This is a genomic window from Methylobacter marinus A45 (genome assembly GCF_000383855.1).
Classification (GTDB): Bacteria; Pseudomonadota; Gammaproteobacteria; order Methylococcales; family Methylomonadaceae; genus Methylobacter; species Methylobacter marinus.
The window spans coordinates 2,513,919-2,531,449 of sequence record NZ_KB912877.1; the positions used below are offsets into that span (position 1 = coordinate 2,513,919).

The 17,531-nt window shown below is 50.6% G+C and carries 20 protein-coding genes; 7 read left to right on the top strand and 13 right to left on the bottom strand.

Going from position 1 to position 17,531, the window contains the following annotated elements; all coding sequences use genetic code 11:
• Positions 1-18: 18 nt before the first annotated feature.
• From rplM to METMA_RS0111820, 5 genes are all read left to right on the top strand, one after another.
• The gene (rplM, locus tag METMA_RS0111800) at positions 19-447 is read left to right on the top strand and encodes a 50S ribosomal protein L13 (RefSeq protein ID WP_020159295.1); all 429 of its coding nucleotides are present in this window, start codon (positions 19-21) and stop codon (positions 445-447) included.
• Positions 448-458: 11 nt separating this feature from the next.
• Positions 459-851: a 30S ribosomal protein S9 gene (gene rpsI / locus METMA_RS0111805; protein WP_020159296.1), complete on the top strand. Its 393-nt coding sequence runs from the start codon at positions 459-461 to the stop codon at positions 849-851.
• Positions 852-968: 117 nt separating this feature from the next.
• Complete coding sequence (locus METMA_RS0111810; RefSeq protein ID WP_020159297.1) at positions 969-1,703, top strand: glycosyltransferase family 2 protein; 735 nt, start codon at positions 969-971, stop codon at positions 1,701-1,703.
• Positions 1,693-1,971, top strand: coding sequence for a lipid-A-disaccharide synthase N-terminal domain-containing protein (locus METMA_RS0111815; RefSeq protein WP_020159298.1), 279 nt, complete (start codon positions 1,693-1,695; stop codon positions 1,969-1,971). The genes METMA_RS0111810 and METMA_RS0111815 overlap by 11 nt, the downstream gene beginning before the upstream one ends.
• A gap of 79 nt (positions 1,972-2,050) precedes the next feature.
• A complete protein-coding gene (locus METMA_RS0111820; RefSeq protein WP_232216347.1) occupies positions 2,051-3,622 on the top strand; it encodes an ArnT family glycosyltransferase in 1,572 nt (523 codons plus the stop codon).
• A gap of 62 nt (positions 3,623-3,684) precedes the next feature.
• On the opposite strand, the gene METMA_RS0111825 is transcribed toward METMA_RS0111820, so the two are convergent.
• Positions 3,685-5,928, bottom strand: a complete 2,244-nt coding sequence (locus METMA_RS0111825) for a fused MFS/spermidine synthase (protein ID WP_020159300.1) — start codon at positions 5,926-5,928, stop codon at positions 3,685-3,687.
• Between the two features lie 534 nt (positions 5,929-6,462).
• A complete protein-coding gene (locus METMA_RS0111840; RefSeq protein WP_027147266.1) occupies positions 6,463-7,029 on the bottom strand; it encodes a c-type cytochrome in 567 nt (188 codons plus the stop codon).
• 155 nt (positions 7,030-7,184) lie between these two features.
• Here METMA_RS0111840 and METMA_RS24495 point away from each other — a divergent pair, with 155 nt between their 5' ends.
• Complete coding sequence (locus METMA_RS24495) at positions 7,185-7,685, top strand: NUDIX hydrolase (protein ID WP_156830490.1); 501 nt, start codon at positions 7,185-7,187, stop codon at positions 7,683-7,685.
• Between the two features lie 103 nt (positions 7,686-7,788).
• Positions 7,789-8,121, top strand: coding sequence for a DUF1820 family protein (locus METMA_RS24500; RefSeq protein ID WP_020159305.1), 333 nt, complete (start codon positions 7,789-7,791; stop codon positions 8,119-8,121).
• A gap of 40 nt (positions 8,122-8,161) precedes the next feature.
• On the opposite strand, the gene METMA_RS0111855 is transcribed toward METMA_RS24500, so the two are convergent.
• The 11 genes from METMA_RS0111855 to mlaD form a co-directional block, all read right to left on the bottom strand.
• On the bottom strand, positions 8,162-8,539 hold the full coding sequence (locus METMA_RS0111855) for a ClpXP protease specificity-enhancing factor (protein WP_020159306.1): 378 nt from the start codon (positions 8,537-8,539) through the stop codon (positions 8,162-8,164).
• Positions 8,536-9,141 carry a glutathione S-transferase N-terminal domain-containing protein gene (locus tag METMA_RS0111860; RefSeq protein WP_198014666.1) on the bottom strand — a complete coding sequence of 202 codons (606 nt, stop codon included), beginning with the start codon at positions 9,139-9,141 and terminating at the stop codon, positions 8,536-8,538. The genes METMA_RS0111855 and METMA_RS0111860 overlap by 4 nt, the downstream gene beginning before the upstream one ends.
• A 171-nt stretch (positions 9,142-9,312) precedes the next feature.
• On the bottom strand, positions 9,313-10,035 hold the full coding sequence (locus METMA_RS0111865; protein ID WP_020159308.1) for a cytochrome c1: 723 nt from the start codon (positions 10,033-10,035) through the stop codon (positions 9,313-9,315).
• 1 nt (position 10,036) lies between these two features.
• Entirely contained in the window at positions 10,037-11,437 is a 1,401-nt protein-coding gene (locus METMA_RS0111870; protein ID WP_027147268.1) for a cytochrome b, read from the bottom strand.
• A complete protein-coding gene (gene petA, locus METMA_RS0111875; RefSeq protein ID WP_020159310.1) occupies positions 11,434-12,036 on the bottom strand; it encodes a ubiquinol-cytochrome c reductase iron-sulfur subunit in 603 nt (200 codons plus the stop codon). Before petA ends, METMA_RS0111870 begins: the two co-directional genes overlap by 4 nt.
• Before the next feature lie 265 nt (positions 12,037-12,301).
• Entirely contained in the window at positions 12,302-13,390 is a 1,089-nt protein-coding gene (gene hisC / locus METMA_RS0111880; protein ID WP_020159311.1) for a histidinol-phosphate transaminase, read from the bottom strand.
• Between the two features lie 83 nt (positions 13,391-13,473).
• A complete protein-coding gene (gene hisD / locus METMA_RS0111885) occupies positions 13,474-14,784 on the bottom strand; it encodes a histidinol dehydrogenase (RefSeq protein ID WP_020159312.1) in 1,311 nt (436 codons plus the stop codon).
• A gap of 4 nt (positions 14,785-14,788) precedes the next feature.
• Complete coding sequence (hisG, locus tag METMA_RS0111890) at positions 14,789-15,415, bottom strand: ATP phosphoribosyltransferase (protein ID WP_020159313.1); 627 nt, start codon at positions 15,413-15,415, stop codon at positions 14,789-14,791.
• Between the two features lie 10 nt (positions 15,416-15,425).
• Positions 15,426-16,691 carry a UDP-N-acetylglucosamine 1-carboxyvinyltransferase gene (gene murA, locus METMA_RS0111895; protein WP_020159314.1) on the bottom strand — a complete coding sequence of 422 codons (1,266 nt, stop codon included), beginning with the start codon at positions 16,689-16,691 and terminating at the stop codon, positions 15,426-15,428.
• 30 nt (positions 16,692-16,721) lie between these two features.
• The gene (locus tag METMA_RS0111900) at positions 16,722-17,054 is read right to left on the bottom strand and encodes an STAS domain-containing protein (protein ID WP_020159315.1); all 333 of its coding nucleotides are present in this window, start codon (positions 17,052-17,054) and stop codon (positions 16,722-16,724) included.
• Complete coding sequence (gene mlaD, locus METMA_RS0111905; RefSeq protein WP_020159316.1) at positions 17,051-17,530, bottom strand: outer membrane lipid asymmetry maintenance protein MlaD; 480 nt, start codon at positions 17,528-17,530, stop codon at positions 17,051-17,053. Before mlaD ends, METMA_RS0111900 begins: the two co-directional genes overlap by 4 nt.
• Position 17,531: the final 1 nt, after the last annotated feature.

A 17,531-nucleotide genomic window follows, 5' to 3' on the forward strand; every position in this document is an offset into this window, starting at 1 on the left:
CAGAAAGACTAAGTAACGATGAAAACATTTAGTGCAAAGCCAGCAGAAGTTAAGCGCGATTGGTACGTAGTTGATGCGGAAGGGAAGACGCTGGGACGTCTTGCTTCTGAAATTGCGCGTCGTCTTCGCGGTAAACACAAACCAGAATATACACCGCATGTTGATACCGGCGATTACATTATTGTAGTCAATGCAGAAAAAATAGGCGTTACCGGCAATAAAGAAAAAGATAAGTTGTATCAACACCATACGGGTTATGTCGGTAATTTGAAAACCGTTAGTCTAGGCAAATTAAGAAAAACCTTCCCTGATCGTATTCTCAATACCGCGGTTAAAGGAATGTTACCTAACAATCCACTGGGTCGTGCAATGTTCAAGAAATTGAAAGTTTATGCAGGTCCCGAACACGATCATCAGGCTCAACAGCCAAAAGTTTTAGAATTATAAGCGGGTAGACCATGGCAGCAGCTCAGTATTATGGAACAGGCCGTCGTAAAAGTGCAGTAGCGCGCGTTTACGCAACAACAGGCACTGGAAAAATCACTATTAACAACGTCAGCATCGAAACATACTTTGGTCGTAAAACCGATCAGATGGTTTCCCGTCAGCCGCTGGAATGCGTCGATATGGAAAGTAAGTTCGATGTTAACGTGATTGTTAAAGGCGGAGGCCCTTCCGGTCAGGCTGGTGCTATTCGTCACGGTCTGACGCGTGCATTGATGGAATACGATGAGGCATTGCGTCCAGCCCTTAGAAAAGCAGGATTTGTCACACGCGATTCACGTGTGGTAGAGCGTAAGAAAGTGGGCCTCCATAAAGCCAGAAAACGTCCACAATACTCAAAACGCTAATATGTACTTTATGTATAACTGAGGTTATACATTCAGATAAGAAAGGGTCGCATTCATCCTTGAGTGCCGCCCTTTTTTTTTATTAAGTTTTTTGGAATCTCCTAATCAGGGGATTATATGAAAATATCCGTTATTGTTCCTGTACATAATGAAGAGGAAAATATCCTCTTTTTAATTGAAGAGATCGTTAAGGCCATGAGGGCTGCGCAGGCATATGAAATTATCTATGTCGATGATGGCAGTAACGATAATACGGCGACAGTTTTACGGCACGCGCTTCAAAAGACCAAATCGCTAAGAGTCATCCGGCACGAGCGAAGTTATGGCCAAAGTACGGCCATTTATACAGGGGTCAAAGCTGCGAATTACTCCTGCATAGCGACTTTGGACGGTGATGGCCAAAATGACCCGGCTGATATTCCGCGTTTGTATGAAGTATTCATGCGGCAAAGCAAACGCCTGGGCAACTTATGGATGGTGGTAGGGTGGCGTAGGAAACGTCATGATTCTGCCTGGCGACTGTTTTCCTCCAGGGCGGCCAATACCGTACGGTCTCGCCTGCTGGGCGATAATACACCCGATACAGGATGTGGCCTTAAACTGTTTTTAAGAGATAAATTCCTTCTGCTGCCTTATTTCGATCACATGCATCGCTTTTTGCCGGCTTTAATCCTGCGGGCCGGAGGGCAGGTCATCTCCGAACCGGTCAATCATCGGCCACGAATGGCCGGCTATTCAAAATACGGTACTTTAGACCGGCTCTGGGTGGGCATTACAGATTTGTTAGGCGTTATGTGGTTAAAGCGACGGATGAAGTTACCCGTAATAAAGGAGAGCGAAAATGGATACTGAGAATCTTTGGCTGATTATCGGTTTTTTGGGGCAGGGATTGTTTTCGGCTCGTTTCGTCGTGCAATGGCTGAAAAGTGAACGTGAGAAAAAAAGTGTTTTTCCTGTCGCGTTCTGGTATTTCAGTATCGCCGGCGGGATTACCCTTTTTGCGTATGCGGTGCATCGACAGGATCCTGTTTTCATAGTCGGTCAATTAACCGGATTATTCATTTATCTTCGGAATCTGTATTTTGTTATTTACGAACACAAGATTTTGAAAACCGAATAAGTTCCTCGTCTTTTCTGTGTAGTAAGCAATGTATCAGCTCTTGCCCATTCGATTTTGGATTTTTCTTCTTTGGACGGGCTTGATCGCGGTTAATCTCTCCACGCGCCCGTTAATTCCGGTCGATGAAACCCGATATGCCGCTGTCGCATGGGAAATGTGGGTCAGAGGGGACTTTCTCGTTCCTTACTTAAACGGCCAGACTTACAGTCACAAACCGCCGCTGTTATTCTGGTTGATGCAATCAAGCTGGTTCGTGCTGGGTGTTAACGATTGGTCGCTGCGACTGATCGGGCCGTTATTCTCGTTGGCCGCCTTATTTTTATCCCGGGCCGTCGCGCGCATATTATGGCCGGATAGGACGCAAACCGAAGCGCTCACGCCGTTGATATTGCTAGGGTGCTTTTTCTGGATTGTCTTCAGCACACTGACGATGTTCGACATGATGCTGGCCTTCTTCGCCTTGCTGGGTATCTACAGTCTGCTAAAACTCGCTTATTCGGGGCTGGCTTTCAGATATTGGCTAATGCTGGGCGTTGCCATGGGCGCGGGAATTTTGACAAAAGGCCCGGTGATCTTGCTGCATTTGTTGCCTGTCGCGCTATTGGCGCCTTGGTGGCTGCCGGCTGCCGGATTTTCCTGGCGGCAGTGGTATTATCGTATTCTGGGTGCTGTTTTACTAGCTGTCGGCATCGCCTTGTGCTGGGCGATGCCTGCCGGTATCGCCGGTGGCGAAGCGTACAGAAAGGCCATTTTTTTCGGGCAGACCGGCGGGCGACTGGTCGACTCCTTTGCGCATCGGCTGCCGTGGTGGTGGTACTTGGAGCTATTGCCGTTATTGTTGTTGCCGTGGCTGTTATGGACGCCTGTATGGACGGGGCTGAGGCGAGTGAATTTTAATGATGCCGGCATGCGCTTTTGTCTGGCCTGGGCGGTGCCTGTTTTTATCGCTTTTTCGCTGGTCAGCGGCAAGCGTCTTCATTATCTGTTACCCTTGTTGCCCGCTTTAGCATTGATGCTAGCGCGGTCGGCGGATGAAATAACCGAGCGTGGCCGTTGGCAGCGCGCCCATCTCGTTGTGATGGGTCTATTCGCCTTGCTTGGCGTGATATTGACGATCCTTCCCGGCTTGAATGATCATTACCATTGGCGGGCTGAGTTATCGTTGTTTTCGCCGGTATGGGGAGGGCTGCTACTGGCAGTCGCGGTAGTTTTGGGAATGGCCAAGGCCAAGGATGCGCCAAATTCCGCTTTTTATCTCTGTATTGCCTCGCTAGCGGCATCATTGCTGTTATCGTGCGGTTTTTTCGAAATTAAGGCCAGCCACTACGATACGAAACCGGCGGCCCGGAAGATCGCCGGCTTAATGGAAGAAAACCGAGCCATTGCCTTGTATGGCAACAAATATCATGGCCAGTATCATTTTGGCGGGCGGCTTAAGCAGCCGATTACGGTATTGCCGAATTTGAAAGTGTTATACCGCTGGGCCCGGCAGCATCAGGACGGTTACATCCTTATTAGCTATAAGGATGCAGAATCATTGCCGGCATCGATATTCAGCGATCGCTATCCCTATAAAGGCCGGAACATAGCTTTGCTGGCATCCAGGACGTTGCTTGAAAATCCAACTCTCGGCGCCATTCTAAAGCCCTGATTTATCGGCGATTAACCTGGCCGGCGCTTCAGCCAAAACGGAGAGCGCCGGATCCGGCCGGCTTATTTCCAGATACTGACAATATTCGTAAAATCATCCGTCCACGGTTTCATATCGAAATACAAAGGCAGTTTCTGCCAGTTGCCCAGTCGGCTGATACGCAGCGGCTCCAGCGCTTCGGGACGCTTTGCCAGAACCACCCAATCCGTCGCCACGACCAGCGGGATTTCCTGCTGTGGTTTGAATTCCTGGATCAAGGCGGACAATTGCAGCTGTTTGGCATGGTCGGACAATACTTTTTTTAGCGCCAGATGGCGGTTGGTGATATGAAACGCCAATAGTCCCCCGGGCTTCAGTTTCCTGAAGTAAAGCTCAAGCGCTTCCTGGGTCAGCAGATGGGTGGGCACCGCATCCGAGCTGAAGGCGTCCATGACCAATAAGTCGAACAGTTGATCAGGCTCTTTTTTCAAGGATAAACGGGCATCACCTATACGTAGGGTTGCGTTATGGCTGCATTGCTGAAGATAGCGGAAATAAGCTGGATTGCTGGCGACTTCGACGACCAGCGGATCGATTTCGTACAGCGTCCATTGCTGCTGAGGTTTGGCATAGCAGGTCAAGGCGCCTGCGCCAAGGCCTACGATGCCGATCTGCCAGCTCTGGTTGTTGTTATCATAGGCTTTAAAAAGCTGGCCCATCGGTCCTGGACGGCTATAGTAAGTCAACGGCGTTTGAATGTGAGCGGCGGTCAGGCGTTGTGCACCATGCTTGGTCGTGCCATGAAAGAGTTCGTGATATTTTTCCGGACGATTTTGCTCATCGGCTAATACGCTCTCACGAACCGAAAGGACACCGAAAAAGCTGCGTTCCTGATAAAGCGTGTTGGACATTAATCCATGCAGTCCCTGGGTGAAAAAGATAAGAGTCCCCGTTAACAGGGCAAGCGTGATGGGTTGTCGTCTGAAAGCAAAGGTCAGGCCGGTTATCAAGATCAGGCCGACACCGATCGTGTCGAGGTATTGAGGCAGATTTTCGCCGCTGGCGTAAACAATCAGGCCGATGATGACTAGTGCCGCCGGTAATATCAGTTGCCGCGCCCAGGCCAGGTTGTGTTTGGTTATTGACGATTTCAGGCCGGGGCGCAGCAGCAATGCCGCGACTATCATGATGGGATACTCATAGACCGCATCAAAAATAAAAGGCGCCACGAACGTGTTGAACATCCCGCCCAGCATGCCCGCAAACGACATGATCAGATAGAAGGTGGTTAAATGCCGGGTATGGGGTCTGTTTTTAGCCAGCTCGCCATGGCAGACCATGACGGCCAGAAAAAAGGCCAGCAGGTGCAGCGTCAGGTCCATCCAGTAGGGCAGAACTGCCGGGTTGATGAATGAATAGGCAATAAACGGCAGCAATACAATGGGTTGTAGCCTGACCATTAACGGATGGATAACAGGGTTCCACTTGGAAAAAACAATGATAAAGGACAACAGGTATAACGTCAGCGGAATGATCCACAGCAACGGAACCGATGCAATATCGGTGCTGATGAAATTGGTCAGACCCAGCAGCAGACTGGATGGAACGAACGCCAGTACCAGCCAGTGCAGTTGGGTGTAAGGGCTCAGGTCGCTGCTGTCAAGCAGGCTTTCCTGCGTGGTTTCGGCTTTTTGCCGGGTTTGCCATAAAATAAACGCGCATCCGGCGATAAGGGCGCAAAGCAGCAGGTAGCCGATGCTCCAGTAGGTTTTTTGCTCGGCCAGTCCTATGTTCGGTTCCAAAATAAAAGGATAGCTCAGTAAGGCGATCAGACTGCCGGTATTGCTTGCGGCATAGAGATAGTAAGGATCATGGCTGGTATGATGGCCAATATTGGCAAACCATTTTTGGATCAACGGGGCCGTGGTCGATACCACGAAAAAAGGCAGGCCGATAGCCAGAAGCAGTGTCCAGAACAACCAGAAGGTAGGGTCGCTATCCGTCGGCGGCTGGGCGTTTTCAGATAACGCCAGAGGCAGTGCCAGAAAACTGATCAGTATAACCCCCGCATGTATCAGAATTTGTCGGTGCAAGCTTTGGCGCGTTGAAATATAGTGAGCGTAAAAGTAGCCGAGAAATAAAATGCTTTGATAAAACACCATGCAGGTGTTCCAGACTGCCGGAGAGCCACCCAGTAAAGGCAGCAAAATTTTCCCGAACATGGGTTGCAGAACAAACATCAGTGAAGCACTGGTAAATAATGTAACTGCAAATAAAAATATCAGAGATAGATTACGGTCTGTTTTTATTTCCGAGTGGTTACGCATTTTTTGAATCGCCCTTTAGGCTTATTGTTATAAATGCGCTAATGATAAAGCATTTACCTTGCCCGAGGCATTTGAATATAAACAAAGGCAACAAAAAAGGCGGTTATGCCGCCTTTTTGAAAGGGTTAATTTTTTGATTATTGCTGTTCGCCCCCAGTATCGCCTGAAACCCGCTTGGAATGCCGGCGGATATTATCGGGTATGTCATCGAATATGATTGATTCCAGAATCTGGCATAATTGTTTTTTTTCGGCTATGAAGCTTTTGCCCGGATATTTCATAAAACCACAGACGACCCCAAGGACAGATATTTGCTCCTCGGCAACCGCTCCTGCGTTTTCGACATTCACCACATCCCTGTGATTCAGCGGTTGCCGAGAACACGAAGAAAATAAAGGTATTGTCATTTTCTTCCCGTCATTTCATGCATTCATACGGAAACATGGGCAAGTATTTGAATTGAAAAGCCTTCGTGTCCTTCGTGATGAAATATTCAGGTTAGTATCGGGAGCGATAAATATAAAAATAACCGCGTTACAAAGAACCAAAATAAGCAGCCAAAGCCTGAAAATCTTCTTCGGACAGATTGGCGGTAATAGCCTGCATCGGTCCGGCTTTGCGTGACCCCTCCTTGAAACTTTTCAATTGCTGAACCAGGTATTCAGGATGTTGCCCGGCAAGTCTTGGAAACTGGCCATTGCCTTCAGCCGAAGGACCATGGCATCCCAGGCACATACTTGCTTTAGCCTGACCCGTTTTTATCAGGGCGGAATCACCGCCGGCGCTCTCGGGTTTTTGTGTTGAATAGTAAGCGGCCAGGTTTGCTATATCTTCATCGCTCAGGTTGGCGGCCATCGGTTGCATGACCGGGTTATTACGGGTGCCATCCTTAAACGCATTCAGTTGATTAATGATATAGTTGGATTGTTGCCCCGCAAGGTTTGGCCATTGAGGGTTGCTGCTTTTGCCTTTGGGGCCATGGCAACCACTGCAAGTCTCTGCTTTTTGTTCACCGGCTGCAATATCGGCGGCTGAAACCGGCATTGTTCCAAACCAGAGCAGAGGTATGGATAGAGTAAGAATTTGCTTTAGTAAGACCATGTTTCACCTCGCAAAAAGAGTTGAGTTTTATAATGATTATCAAATTAGACGGGTTAGTAATGGTATTGAAGGAGCCTGTCTTTTTTTATTATTAGGCGCAGTTACTATAACAATTAAAAAGATTAAGTAATAATAAAAAAGTTCAGAGGTTGAGAATGACGACACCTGATAATACCGCAAGCGTATTTCCTATGCCCGCTATTGGCGTCGGCGGGATTGTTTTCAATCTTCAAAATCAGGTTTTACTGATACAACGTAATCAGCCGCCCGCCATGGGCTTGTGGTCCATACCCGGCGGCAAGCTGGAGGCAGGCGAATCTTTAGTATCGGCTTGTCAGCGGGAAATTCAGGAGGAAACAGGTCTGATAACGGAAATAAAGAATATTGTTGCGGTAGTGGAAAGACGGATTGAGAACTTCCACTATGTAATTATTGATTATTTGGCCCTGTTACATGAGGGAGGGAATTCGATACCGACCGCTCAGAGCGATATTGCCGATGCGAAATGGGTTGATCTGGAAAATATCGATGATTATGATTTGGTTGATGGCTTGGCGGAAATCATCCGGCGTGCATTTAACATCTATAGCGGGAATTGTGTGGCCGGTTTGTATGACATCGATTCGAAAGGGACAGATTATATTCCCTTGCTGTAAATGTTCCGAAATCATTTATGCTTAAGGCGGTTTGCTTTAGTGCATAAGTGCCTGAATCCGATTAAACTATCAAAGATCAATTTTTATCGGGTACCCAATCGACATGTCGGAAAAACATATTTATAAGGTTGTTTTTATTAATCAGGACCAGGTCTATGAAGTCTACGTTAAAAAGGTTTATCAAGCAGATCTGTATGGGTTTGTGATTATTGAGGATTTCGTTTTTGGGGAGAAATCCTCAATTGTCGTCGATCCGACGGAAGAGAAACTCCGGTCCGAGTTTGAAGGGGTTAACCGTTCATTTATTCCTGTACACAAGATTATCCGTATTGATCAGGTAAAAAAACGCGGCACTGCAAAAATTGTAGCCATACCCAATGATGTGATAGGGGATCGCTCTCGTCTGTCCGCGTTTTACTCACCCGATAAAAAATAAAGCCCGCCCAATCGCATTTCGGGCGGATTGGGCAAGGAAATTATTTGACGACGCGTAAGTTCGGTTTGTTGGGAGGCTTTTTTTCCGGAGGCGGCTCATCGCCCTCTCCATCTTCACTATCGAAGATCATTCCCTTGCCGTTTTCTTTGGCATAGATGGCCATTACCGCTGCGATCGGCGTGACAATGTGCATCGGTTTGCCGCCAAATCGGGCATTAAATTGAATGTCCTCATTGCCTAAGGAAAGCCCTTGTATCGCTTCGGGGCGTATATTCAAGACGATTTTTCCGTCTTCAATAAATTCCTGCGGCAGAATGGCATCGCTATTTTCAGCGTCGACCAGTAAATGCGGGGTCAGGTTGTTATCAATAATCCATTCATAGATTGAACGGATTAAATAGGGTTTTAAAGAAGTCATTTTGGTGAATCAGCCATTTCTTTTTCGGCTTCGCTGAGGCTGCGCTTGAATGCCGGTCTTCTGAATATACGCTGGGCATAATTGGTAATCGCTTCGCTCGGTGTTGATACATCGATACCTATGCTCGGCAAGCGCCATAGTAGAGGTGCAAGGGCACAATCAATCAGCGAAAATTCATCGCTCATAAAATAGGGGCGGGCGGCAAAGATAGGAGCGGCGGACAATAAACTTTCCCTAAGCATCTTTTTGGCCCGGGCTGATTTTTTCTCACCCGAATATAAAATCTCATCCAGTAACTGATACCAATCCTGGTCTATACGTTTAATCAGCATTCTGGCATTAGCGCGTGAAACCGGATCCATCTGATGTAAAGGCGGGTGTGGAAAGCGCTCGTCAAGATATTCCATGATTATGCGAGAATCATAGAGCACCAGATCCCGCTCTATCAAAGTCGGCGATGTGCCGGTGGGGTTCAGTTCAAGCAAATCCTCGGGCGGATCATTCGGGTCATAATATTCTATGTCTGCGGCGACGCCCTTTTCGTGTAAAACAAAGCGGGCGCAGTGGCTCATTGCACATGTCGGAGATGAAAAAAGCGTCATTACAGATTTGCGTGTATTAATATTTGCCACGAATAACAACCTCATTTAGGACGAGTGGGGCGGTAAAAATGGGCATTATAGCATGGAAGATCAGGTTTTTGACCGGTGCAGACCATCAGAATTAATGACTCGCACGGCACGAAAAACATCCCTGTTTTTCATTCATGCAGACTAGTGAATATCTCTCCAGTATTCCCGTTTCAGCAGATAGGCGATGCCGACAAACATTAAAATAAAGAACAGGACATATTTGCCCATGCGTTGCCTTTCCAGTTGTACCGGTTCTCCGACATAGACCAGAAAATTGACCAGATCGTTAACGACACGGTCGAATTCCGCCTGGGATAAGGTGCCCGGTTCCTCTGTGACGAGTTTGTCAATTACCTGTTTGCCGTCCACTTTTTTATACAGAGGCTTCTGTCCGCCTTGCAATTGCCATAAAACGTTGGGCATGCCGACATCCGGGAAAACCGCGTTGTTTGTTCCCAGAATTTTGCTTTTATCGGTATAAAAACCTTTTAAATAGCTGTACAGCCAATCAGCGCCGCGTGAGCGGGCGATTAATGATAAGTCGGGCGGTTGAATGCCAAACCATTTTTCCGCGTCATGGGCATTCATGGCGCTGTGCATTTGGTCGTAAATACCGGCGCCTTCCGGCGCAATGTCTTTCAAGACTTTCTTTTCATCAACGCCCATATCAAGGGCGATGCGCAAATAACGGATATGCTTGACCGAATGACAGCCCAAACAATAGGTTACAAAATGTTTGGCCCCGCGCTGAAGGGATACCTTGTCGGAAAGATCGATATCGGCCTCCTGCAGTTCGATGCCTTCCGAGGCAGAGACGCCTAAAGGCAGAATCAACAATAAAAATAGTGTGATAAATTTTTTCATATCAATCGAGGCTCTTTTTTAGTTTTTTTGCTAGTCGAGTGATGACGTTGAGAATGCCTGCAGGGTTGGGTCTTCTCTTCAGGACTGTAGTGCCGTCTTCTTTGGTTACCTGTTTCACCAGGGTTATTTCATGATAGGTTTCTATCAATGCCGGAATACGGTCTTCAAGGCTGGGCTGATCCGTCAAGCGCGTCGGCAGCGGTTTCGATTTTTCCCAACGCGTATATAGAGGCATCAGCAGGAAAAAGCCGAAATAGATTGCCGTAAAAATGCGTGCAACGGTTGTCGCGGCCGGTGTCGCAGGCTGCGTGCCCAGATAGCCTAAACCGAGAAAGCTGATGACGAAGAGCAGCAGGGCTTTTTTGTAAATGCCGCCGCGGTAGCGGATCGATTTGACTTCGCTGCGATCCAGCCACGGCAGCAGGAACATCACGACAATGGCACCGCCCATGCCGATAACACCGGCAAATTTGTCCGGGATAGCGCGCAAAATGGCATAAAACGGCGTGAAGTACCAGACCGGCGCGATATGCTCGGGCGTTTTCATCGGATCGGCCGGAATAAAGTTGGCGTGCTCCAGGAAATAACCGCCCATTTCAGGCATGTAGAAAATAACGGTCGCGAAAAACAACATGAATACACCGACGCCGACGATATCTTTGACGGTATAGTAAGGATGAAAAGGGATGCCATCCAGCGGAATGCCATTAGCATCCTTGTTTTTCTTGATTTCAATGCCGTCCGGATTGTTGGAACCGACTTCATGCAACGCCACGATATGCAGGAAAACCAGCAATACCAGGACCAATGGCACCGAGATGACATGGAAGGCAAAGAACCGGTTCAGCGTGGCATCGGAAACGACATAATCGCCGCGGACCCAGAGCGACAGTTCATCGCCGATCACGGGAATGGCGCTGAACAGTGAAATGATCACCTGGGCGCCCCAGTAGGACATCTGTCCCCAAGGCAGCAAGTAACCCATGAACGCCTCGGCCATCAGCGCCACAAACAGCAGCATGCCGAAGATCCAGATCAGTTCGCGGGGCTGCTTGAACGAGCCGTACAGCAGGCCTCTGAACATGTGCAGATAGACCACGATGAAAAAGGCCGAAGCGCCGGTGGAATGCATGTAACGCACCAGCCAGCCCCAGTTGACATCGCGCATGATGTATTCGACGGAGTCAAAGGCCAGTTTGGCGTCCGGTTTGTAGTTCATGGTCAGCAAAATGCCGGTTACGAACTGGTTGACCAGCACCAGCAAGGCCAACGAGCCAAAGAAATACCAGAAATTGAAATTTTTCGGCGCATAGTATTGCGCCATGTGGTCATTCCAGAGTTTTGTCAGTGGAAAGCGGTCCAGGACCCAGTTGCCGCATGCCGTTAGACGTGATGGTTTCATGCGCTTGCCCCCGTGGTAGTTTCTTCGCCGATGATGATTAACGTGTCGGTAATATAACGGTAGGGAGGAATCTCCAGATTGGTAGGCGCCGGCACGCCGCGATAAACACGACCAGCCAGATCGAACCACGAGCCGTGGCAAGGACAAAAAAAGCCGCCTTTCCATTTGTCGCCCAGGTCATTAGGGGCAATTTCCGGGCGGAAGGTAGGCGAGCAGCCCAGGTGCGTGCATAAGCCTACGGCAACGAAAATTTCTGGCTTGATGGAGCGCGCGGGGTTCTTGCTCGAGGCGGGCTGTATGGATTCCTGCGAGAGCGGGTCCCGAAGTTCGTTATCCAGTGTTTTTAGTGTTTCAAGCACTTCCGGTGTTCTATTCAGAATCCAGACCGGCTTGCCGCGCCACTCGACTCTAAGCAACTGGCCGGGCTCCATTTTGCTGATGTCAACTTCAACCGGTGCTCCGGCCGCCATCGCCTTGACACTGGGCTGCATTTGAGCCAAAAAAGGAACCGCTAGATAGCCTGTGCCGACCGCCCCCACCACAGTCAGCGCCGTGGTCAAAAACTGGCGCTTGGACTTATCGACGCCTTCATTATTCATTTATAACTCTCCTGATTGGGTCTGTGCTTTAAAAAGCACATGGTTTTCTAGTTTTTATGGTCGCCAATATACCATTACAACTTATCTATTTTGAAGCGTTTAAACGCACTTGCCCGCTAACCGGCATCCTGACTGGATTTAAAAGCACAATACATACTCCGCTTAAAGCTATGGACTTTATAATTTGTCCTGTCATAACGTGCTGTATCTCGCTCGACAGTGATTTTTTGTAGGGTCAACAGCTTGACAGATAGCCTGTATCAGCTTATTGAGCGGCCAGACCATTTCTTAATGCGGCAAGAAACGCTTTATTTTCCTCCGGAGTTCCAATGGTTACACGCAGGCAATCGCTTAACAGGCCGCCTTGCGGTGCCAGATTTTTTATCAAAATGCCTTGTTCTTTCAAGGAAGCGAAAATGCTGTTCGCCTGGTTTTTCGGCGTTCTGAACAGAATGAAATTAGCCGCGCTCGGATAGGCGGTAATGCCGTCCATGTTGTTCATTTGTTCAAAGACAACGGCCCGCTCGGCGCGGATTTGCCGTGTTTGGCTGTCAAACAGCGATTTATTGGACAGGGCAAAGTCGGCGCTGATCTGTGTGAGGCTGTTGATGTTATAAGGCAGGCGGATTTTGTTGAGTTGCTCGATAATGGCCCGGTTGCCGGCAATATAACCCAGGCGCAGGCCGGCCAGCCCCAGTTTGGATACGGTACGCATGACCAGGAGGTTATCGAATTGATCCAGCCGGCCCATAAAGCTGGCGTCGGCAAAGGGCGCGTAAGCCTCATCAATGACCACCAGCCCTTTGGCTGCCTTGATGACGGCCAACATCGCGTCTTCGCTGAACAGGTTGCCGGTCGGGTTGTTGGGATAGGCCAGAAAAATAACCGAAGGCTGGTGCGCTTCAATGGTCGCCAGCATGGCCGGTACATCCAGATCAAAATTATCGGCCTGTAACGGAATGCTATGATAGCTCAGACCCAGGCAGTGGCTCAGCTGTTTATACATGACGAAGCCGGGGTCAGGCGCCATGACGCCGGCATCCGGCGGCAGCGCCATCAACAGCAATTGAATGATCTCATCGGAGCCATTGCCCAGCAGTAGTTCGAACTGGTCGGGCAACTGATTCAAGCGTCTCAGCGTTGCCGCAAGCGCTTTGGCTTCAGGATCGGGATACCGGTTCAGCGGGCAGTCTTTCAGTGCTTCGAGCCAGCTGGCCTTGATATCGTCAGGCCAAGAGTAAGGATTTTCCATAGCATCGAGTTTGATCAAGCCTGTGGCGTCAGCCACTTTATAAGCAGACAGGGCCAGCACTTCCCGGCGGAACACGGAGGCAATCAGATCATTTTGTGACATACATTAATTTAAGACTCAAGACAAAGGTGAAAAGTAATTGCCAAGGTGCAGGGCGAAAACCTGTCCGCCCTGCACCTTGGGCCTTACTCTGACTTTATTCGGTATTCGGCGGAACGTGCATGGGCGGTCAGGCTCTCGCCGCGCGCCAGTATCGATGCGGTTCTGCCCAGCATGTCCGCGCCCGCTTCGGAGCAGTTGATCAAGCTGGAGCGCTTCTGGAAGTCGTAGACCCCTAAAGGCGATGAGAAGCGTGCGGTGCTCGATGTCGGCAGGACATGATTGGGGCCTGCGCAGTAGTCGCCCAGCGCTTCGGCGGTATAGCGGCCCATGAAAATGGCTCCGGCATGGCGGATGCGCTCGCACAGGGCCGCGGGATCTTCAACCGACAGTTCCAGGTGTTCCGGGGCAATGATGTTGGCCACCTCGGCGGCTTCCCTTAAATTGCCGACTTTGATCAGCGCGCCGCGCGTGGTCAGCGAGGTTCTGATAATGTCGGCCCGCTCCATCTGCGGCAACAGGTTGCGGATGCTTTGCTCGACGGCGCTCAGGAAGTCGGCGTCGTCACTGATCAGGATGGCTTGAGCGTCTTCATCGTGCTCGGCCTGCGAGAACAGGTCCATGGCAATCCAGTCCGGGTTGGTCTTGCCGTCGCAGATCACCAGAATTTCCGAAGGGCCTGCAATCATGTCGATGCCGACCTGCCCGAAAACCAGTTTCTTGGCCGTGGCGACATAAATATTGCCGGGGCCGACGATTTTGGCTACGGCCGGAACCGTTTCCGTGCCGTAAGCCAGTGCCGCGACCGCTTGGGCGCCGCCGATGGCGAAGGCCCGGTCGACGCCGGCCAGATACGCGGCCGCCAGCACCAGTTCATTGGTTTCGCCATGCGGCGTAGGCACGACCATGATCAGTTCGCCGACACCGGCGACCTTGGCCGGGATCGCGTTCATGAGGACTGAAGACGGGTAAGCGGCCTTGCCGCCCGGCACATAAAGCCCGACGCGATCCAGCGGGGTGACTTTCTGTCCCAGCATGGTGCCGTCGGCTTCGGGGTATTGCCAGGACTCCATCTTCTGTTTTTCCGCATAGGCGCGAATGCGGCCGGCCGCTGTCTGCAGGGCTTTGGCCTGGTCGGCGGGCAGTTTTTCCCAGGCCGCTTTCAGCCTGTCCCGGGACAGTTCGAGTTGGCCGGCATCGGTAATCTGGCAGTGATCGAAGCGGTTGGTGTATTCGATCACGGCTTTATCGCCGTTTTTGCGCACGTCGGCAATAATGGACAATACGCGTTGATGAATTTCCAGGTCGTCGGTCTCGTCCCAGGCGAGCAGGTTTTTCAATTGCCGGTCAAAATCGGCTGACGAGGCATCCAGTTTGGTAAGGTTTAAATCGGACATGGCGTTATCTTTCCGCAAGGGTTTTTTCAAATTGATCGAGTAGTGACTGAATCGCCTGGTGTTTCATTTTCATGGCCGCCTTGTTCACGACCAGGCGGGAACTGATATTCATAATGAGATCGCGCGGTTCCAGGCCGTTGGCTTTCAGGGTGTTGCCGGTATCGACGAGGTCGACGATGCAATCGGCCAGACCCACCAGCGGCGCCAGTTCCATGGAGCCGTACAATTTGATGATTTCGGCCTGAATGCCGCGGCTGGCGAAATAGCGCTGGGCGGTTTTGACGTATTTGGTCGCCACGCGGATTCTGCCCGAGATGTCCGGCGCATCCATGGGCGCGGCGGTCATGAGCCGGCAGCAGGCGATTTTCAGGTCCAGCGGTTCGTACAGGCTTTCGGCGCCGTGTTCCAGCAACACATCCTTGCCGGCGATGCCGAGGTCGGCGGCGCCGTATTCGACAAACGTAGGCACATCGGTCGCGCGGATGATGACCAGTTGAACGTCGTCACGGTTGGTTTGCAAAATCAGCTTGCGGCATTTGTTCGGGTCGTCAATCGGCGTGATGCCTGCATCTTCCAGCAGGGGCAGAGCTTCTTCATAAATTCGACCTTTGGATACGGCGATAGTCAGCATGGCAGATCCCTTATCTTGGGACGCGGCGTATAGTCGCGCCCAGTTGCGAAAGTTTTTCTTCAATATGATCGTAGCCGCGGTCTATATGATAGATGCGGTCAACCAGCGTATCGCCTTCGGCGGCGAGGGCGGCGATGACCAGGCTGGCGGACGCTCTTAAATCGGTCGCCATGACCGGCGCCGCGGTCAGTTTTTTGACGCCGGTGCAGATGGCGGTATTCGATTCCAGTTTGATGTCGGCGCCCATGCGCTGCATTTCCTGGACATGCATGAAGCGGTTTTCAAACACCGTTTCGATAATGATGCCGACGCCTTCGGCGACGGTGTTCATGGCCGTGAACTGGGCCTGCATGTCGGTCGGAAACGCCGGGTAGGGGGCCGTGCGCACCGAGACGGCTTTCGGTTTGTTACCGTGCATGTCGAGTTGAATCCAGTTATCGCCGGCTGTGATGTCGGCGCCCGCTTCGACCAGTTTTGCCAGCACCGCATCCAGCAGATCAGGCCGGGTATTCTTCAGTTTGACTTTTCCTCCCGTGATGGCGGCGGCAACGAGGTAGGTGCCGGTTTCAATACGGTCGGGCAGAATATCGTAGTGCAAATTGTCCACGCCCAGCTTTTCGACACCTTCAATCACCAGGACATCGGTGCCGATGCCGGAAATTTTGGCGCCCATCGCATTCAGAAAATGCGCCAGGTCGCTGACTTCCGGCTCTCTCGCCGCATTTTCAATAATCGTGGTGCCTTCGGCCAGCGTCGCCGCCATGAGCAGGTTTTCCGTGCCGGTCACGGTAATCTGTTCGAGTACCAGACGACACCCTTTCAGGCGGTTAACCTTGGCATGGATGTAACCGCCCTCGACGGTAATATCGGCACCCATCTTGATCAGTCCGTTGATGTGAATGTCGACCGGGCGTGTGCCTATGGCGCAGCCGCCGGGCAAGGATACATGCGCCTCGCCATGCCGGGCCAGCAAAGGACCTAGTACCAGAATCGATGCGCGCATGGTTTTGACCAGTTCGTACGGTGCTTCGAAACTGTTGATCGAGTTCGTGTCGACTTCGATATTCATTTTTTCGTCAACGATGAGCTGAACCCCCATGCGGCCCAGCAACTCCATTGTGGTTGTAATATCGTGCAGATGCGGGATGTTGCCGACGCTGACGGGGGTTTCTGATAGCAATGTCGCAGCCAGAATCGGTAAAGCTGCATTTTTGGCGCCGGAGATGCGCAGTTCTCCTGAAAGTCTTGCGCCGCCGGTAATGATTAGTTTATCCATGCGGAATGTCTTGGGTTGTCTTGGTGAATGCTAAAGATCAGTAAACTCGGGCGAATCAGGCTGACTGGTAAAATGGTTGGATATGTCAAAGCCGCTCAGTCTGGCAAGATTAAGCAGTTGCTCGGGAATATTTTTAAAGCCCAGCTGAATTTTATGATCACGCGCGTATCTTATCCATTCGATCATGAGCGCAAGTCCGGCACTATCTGTGCGTGCGACACGGCTGAGGTCGATATTGATGTGTTTCGCTGTCTTGGAGAAAGCAAATGATTTGGCCGTCTGTTTGTCTATCGTTGAAAAGGTCAAATCCCCGTCGATGATAAAGTGTCCAGCTCCCTGATTAATGATGTTCAGCTTGCTCACTTGTTCGTTTCCGCTTTTTCTTCAGCTGATTTAAACAGGAACTGGCCGATCAGCTTTTCCAGAATAATGGCTGACTGCGTGAGTTCAATCATACTGCCATCTTTCAAGGTTTCATCCGAACCGCCTGGTACCAGATTGACATATTGTTCGCCCAGCAGACCGGCGGTGAAGATGCTGGCGCTCGTATCATCCGGAAGCGTGTTGTAGCGCGAGTTAATGCGCATTTCCACGACGGACTCGTAAGTGGTCGGGTCAAATTTGATGGCGCTGACTTGCCCGATTTTGACACCGGCCGAGGAAACCGCGGATTTAACCTTCAGTCCGCCGGAATTTTCAAACCGGGCGGTTACCGTATAGGTATCTTCTTTAATAAAAGCGCTTAAACCACTGACTTGCAGGGCAAGAAAGAGCAGGCCAACGATGCCGGCGGCGACAAAAAGCCCGACAAGCGTGTCCTGGGTACTGGTGTGCTGCATG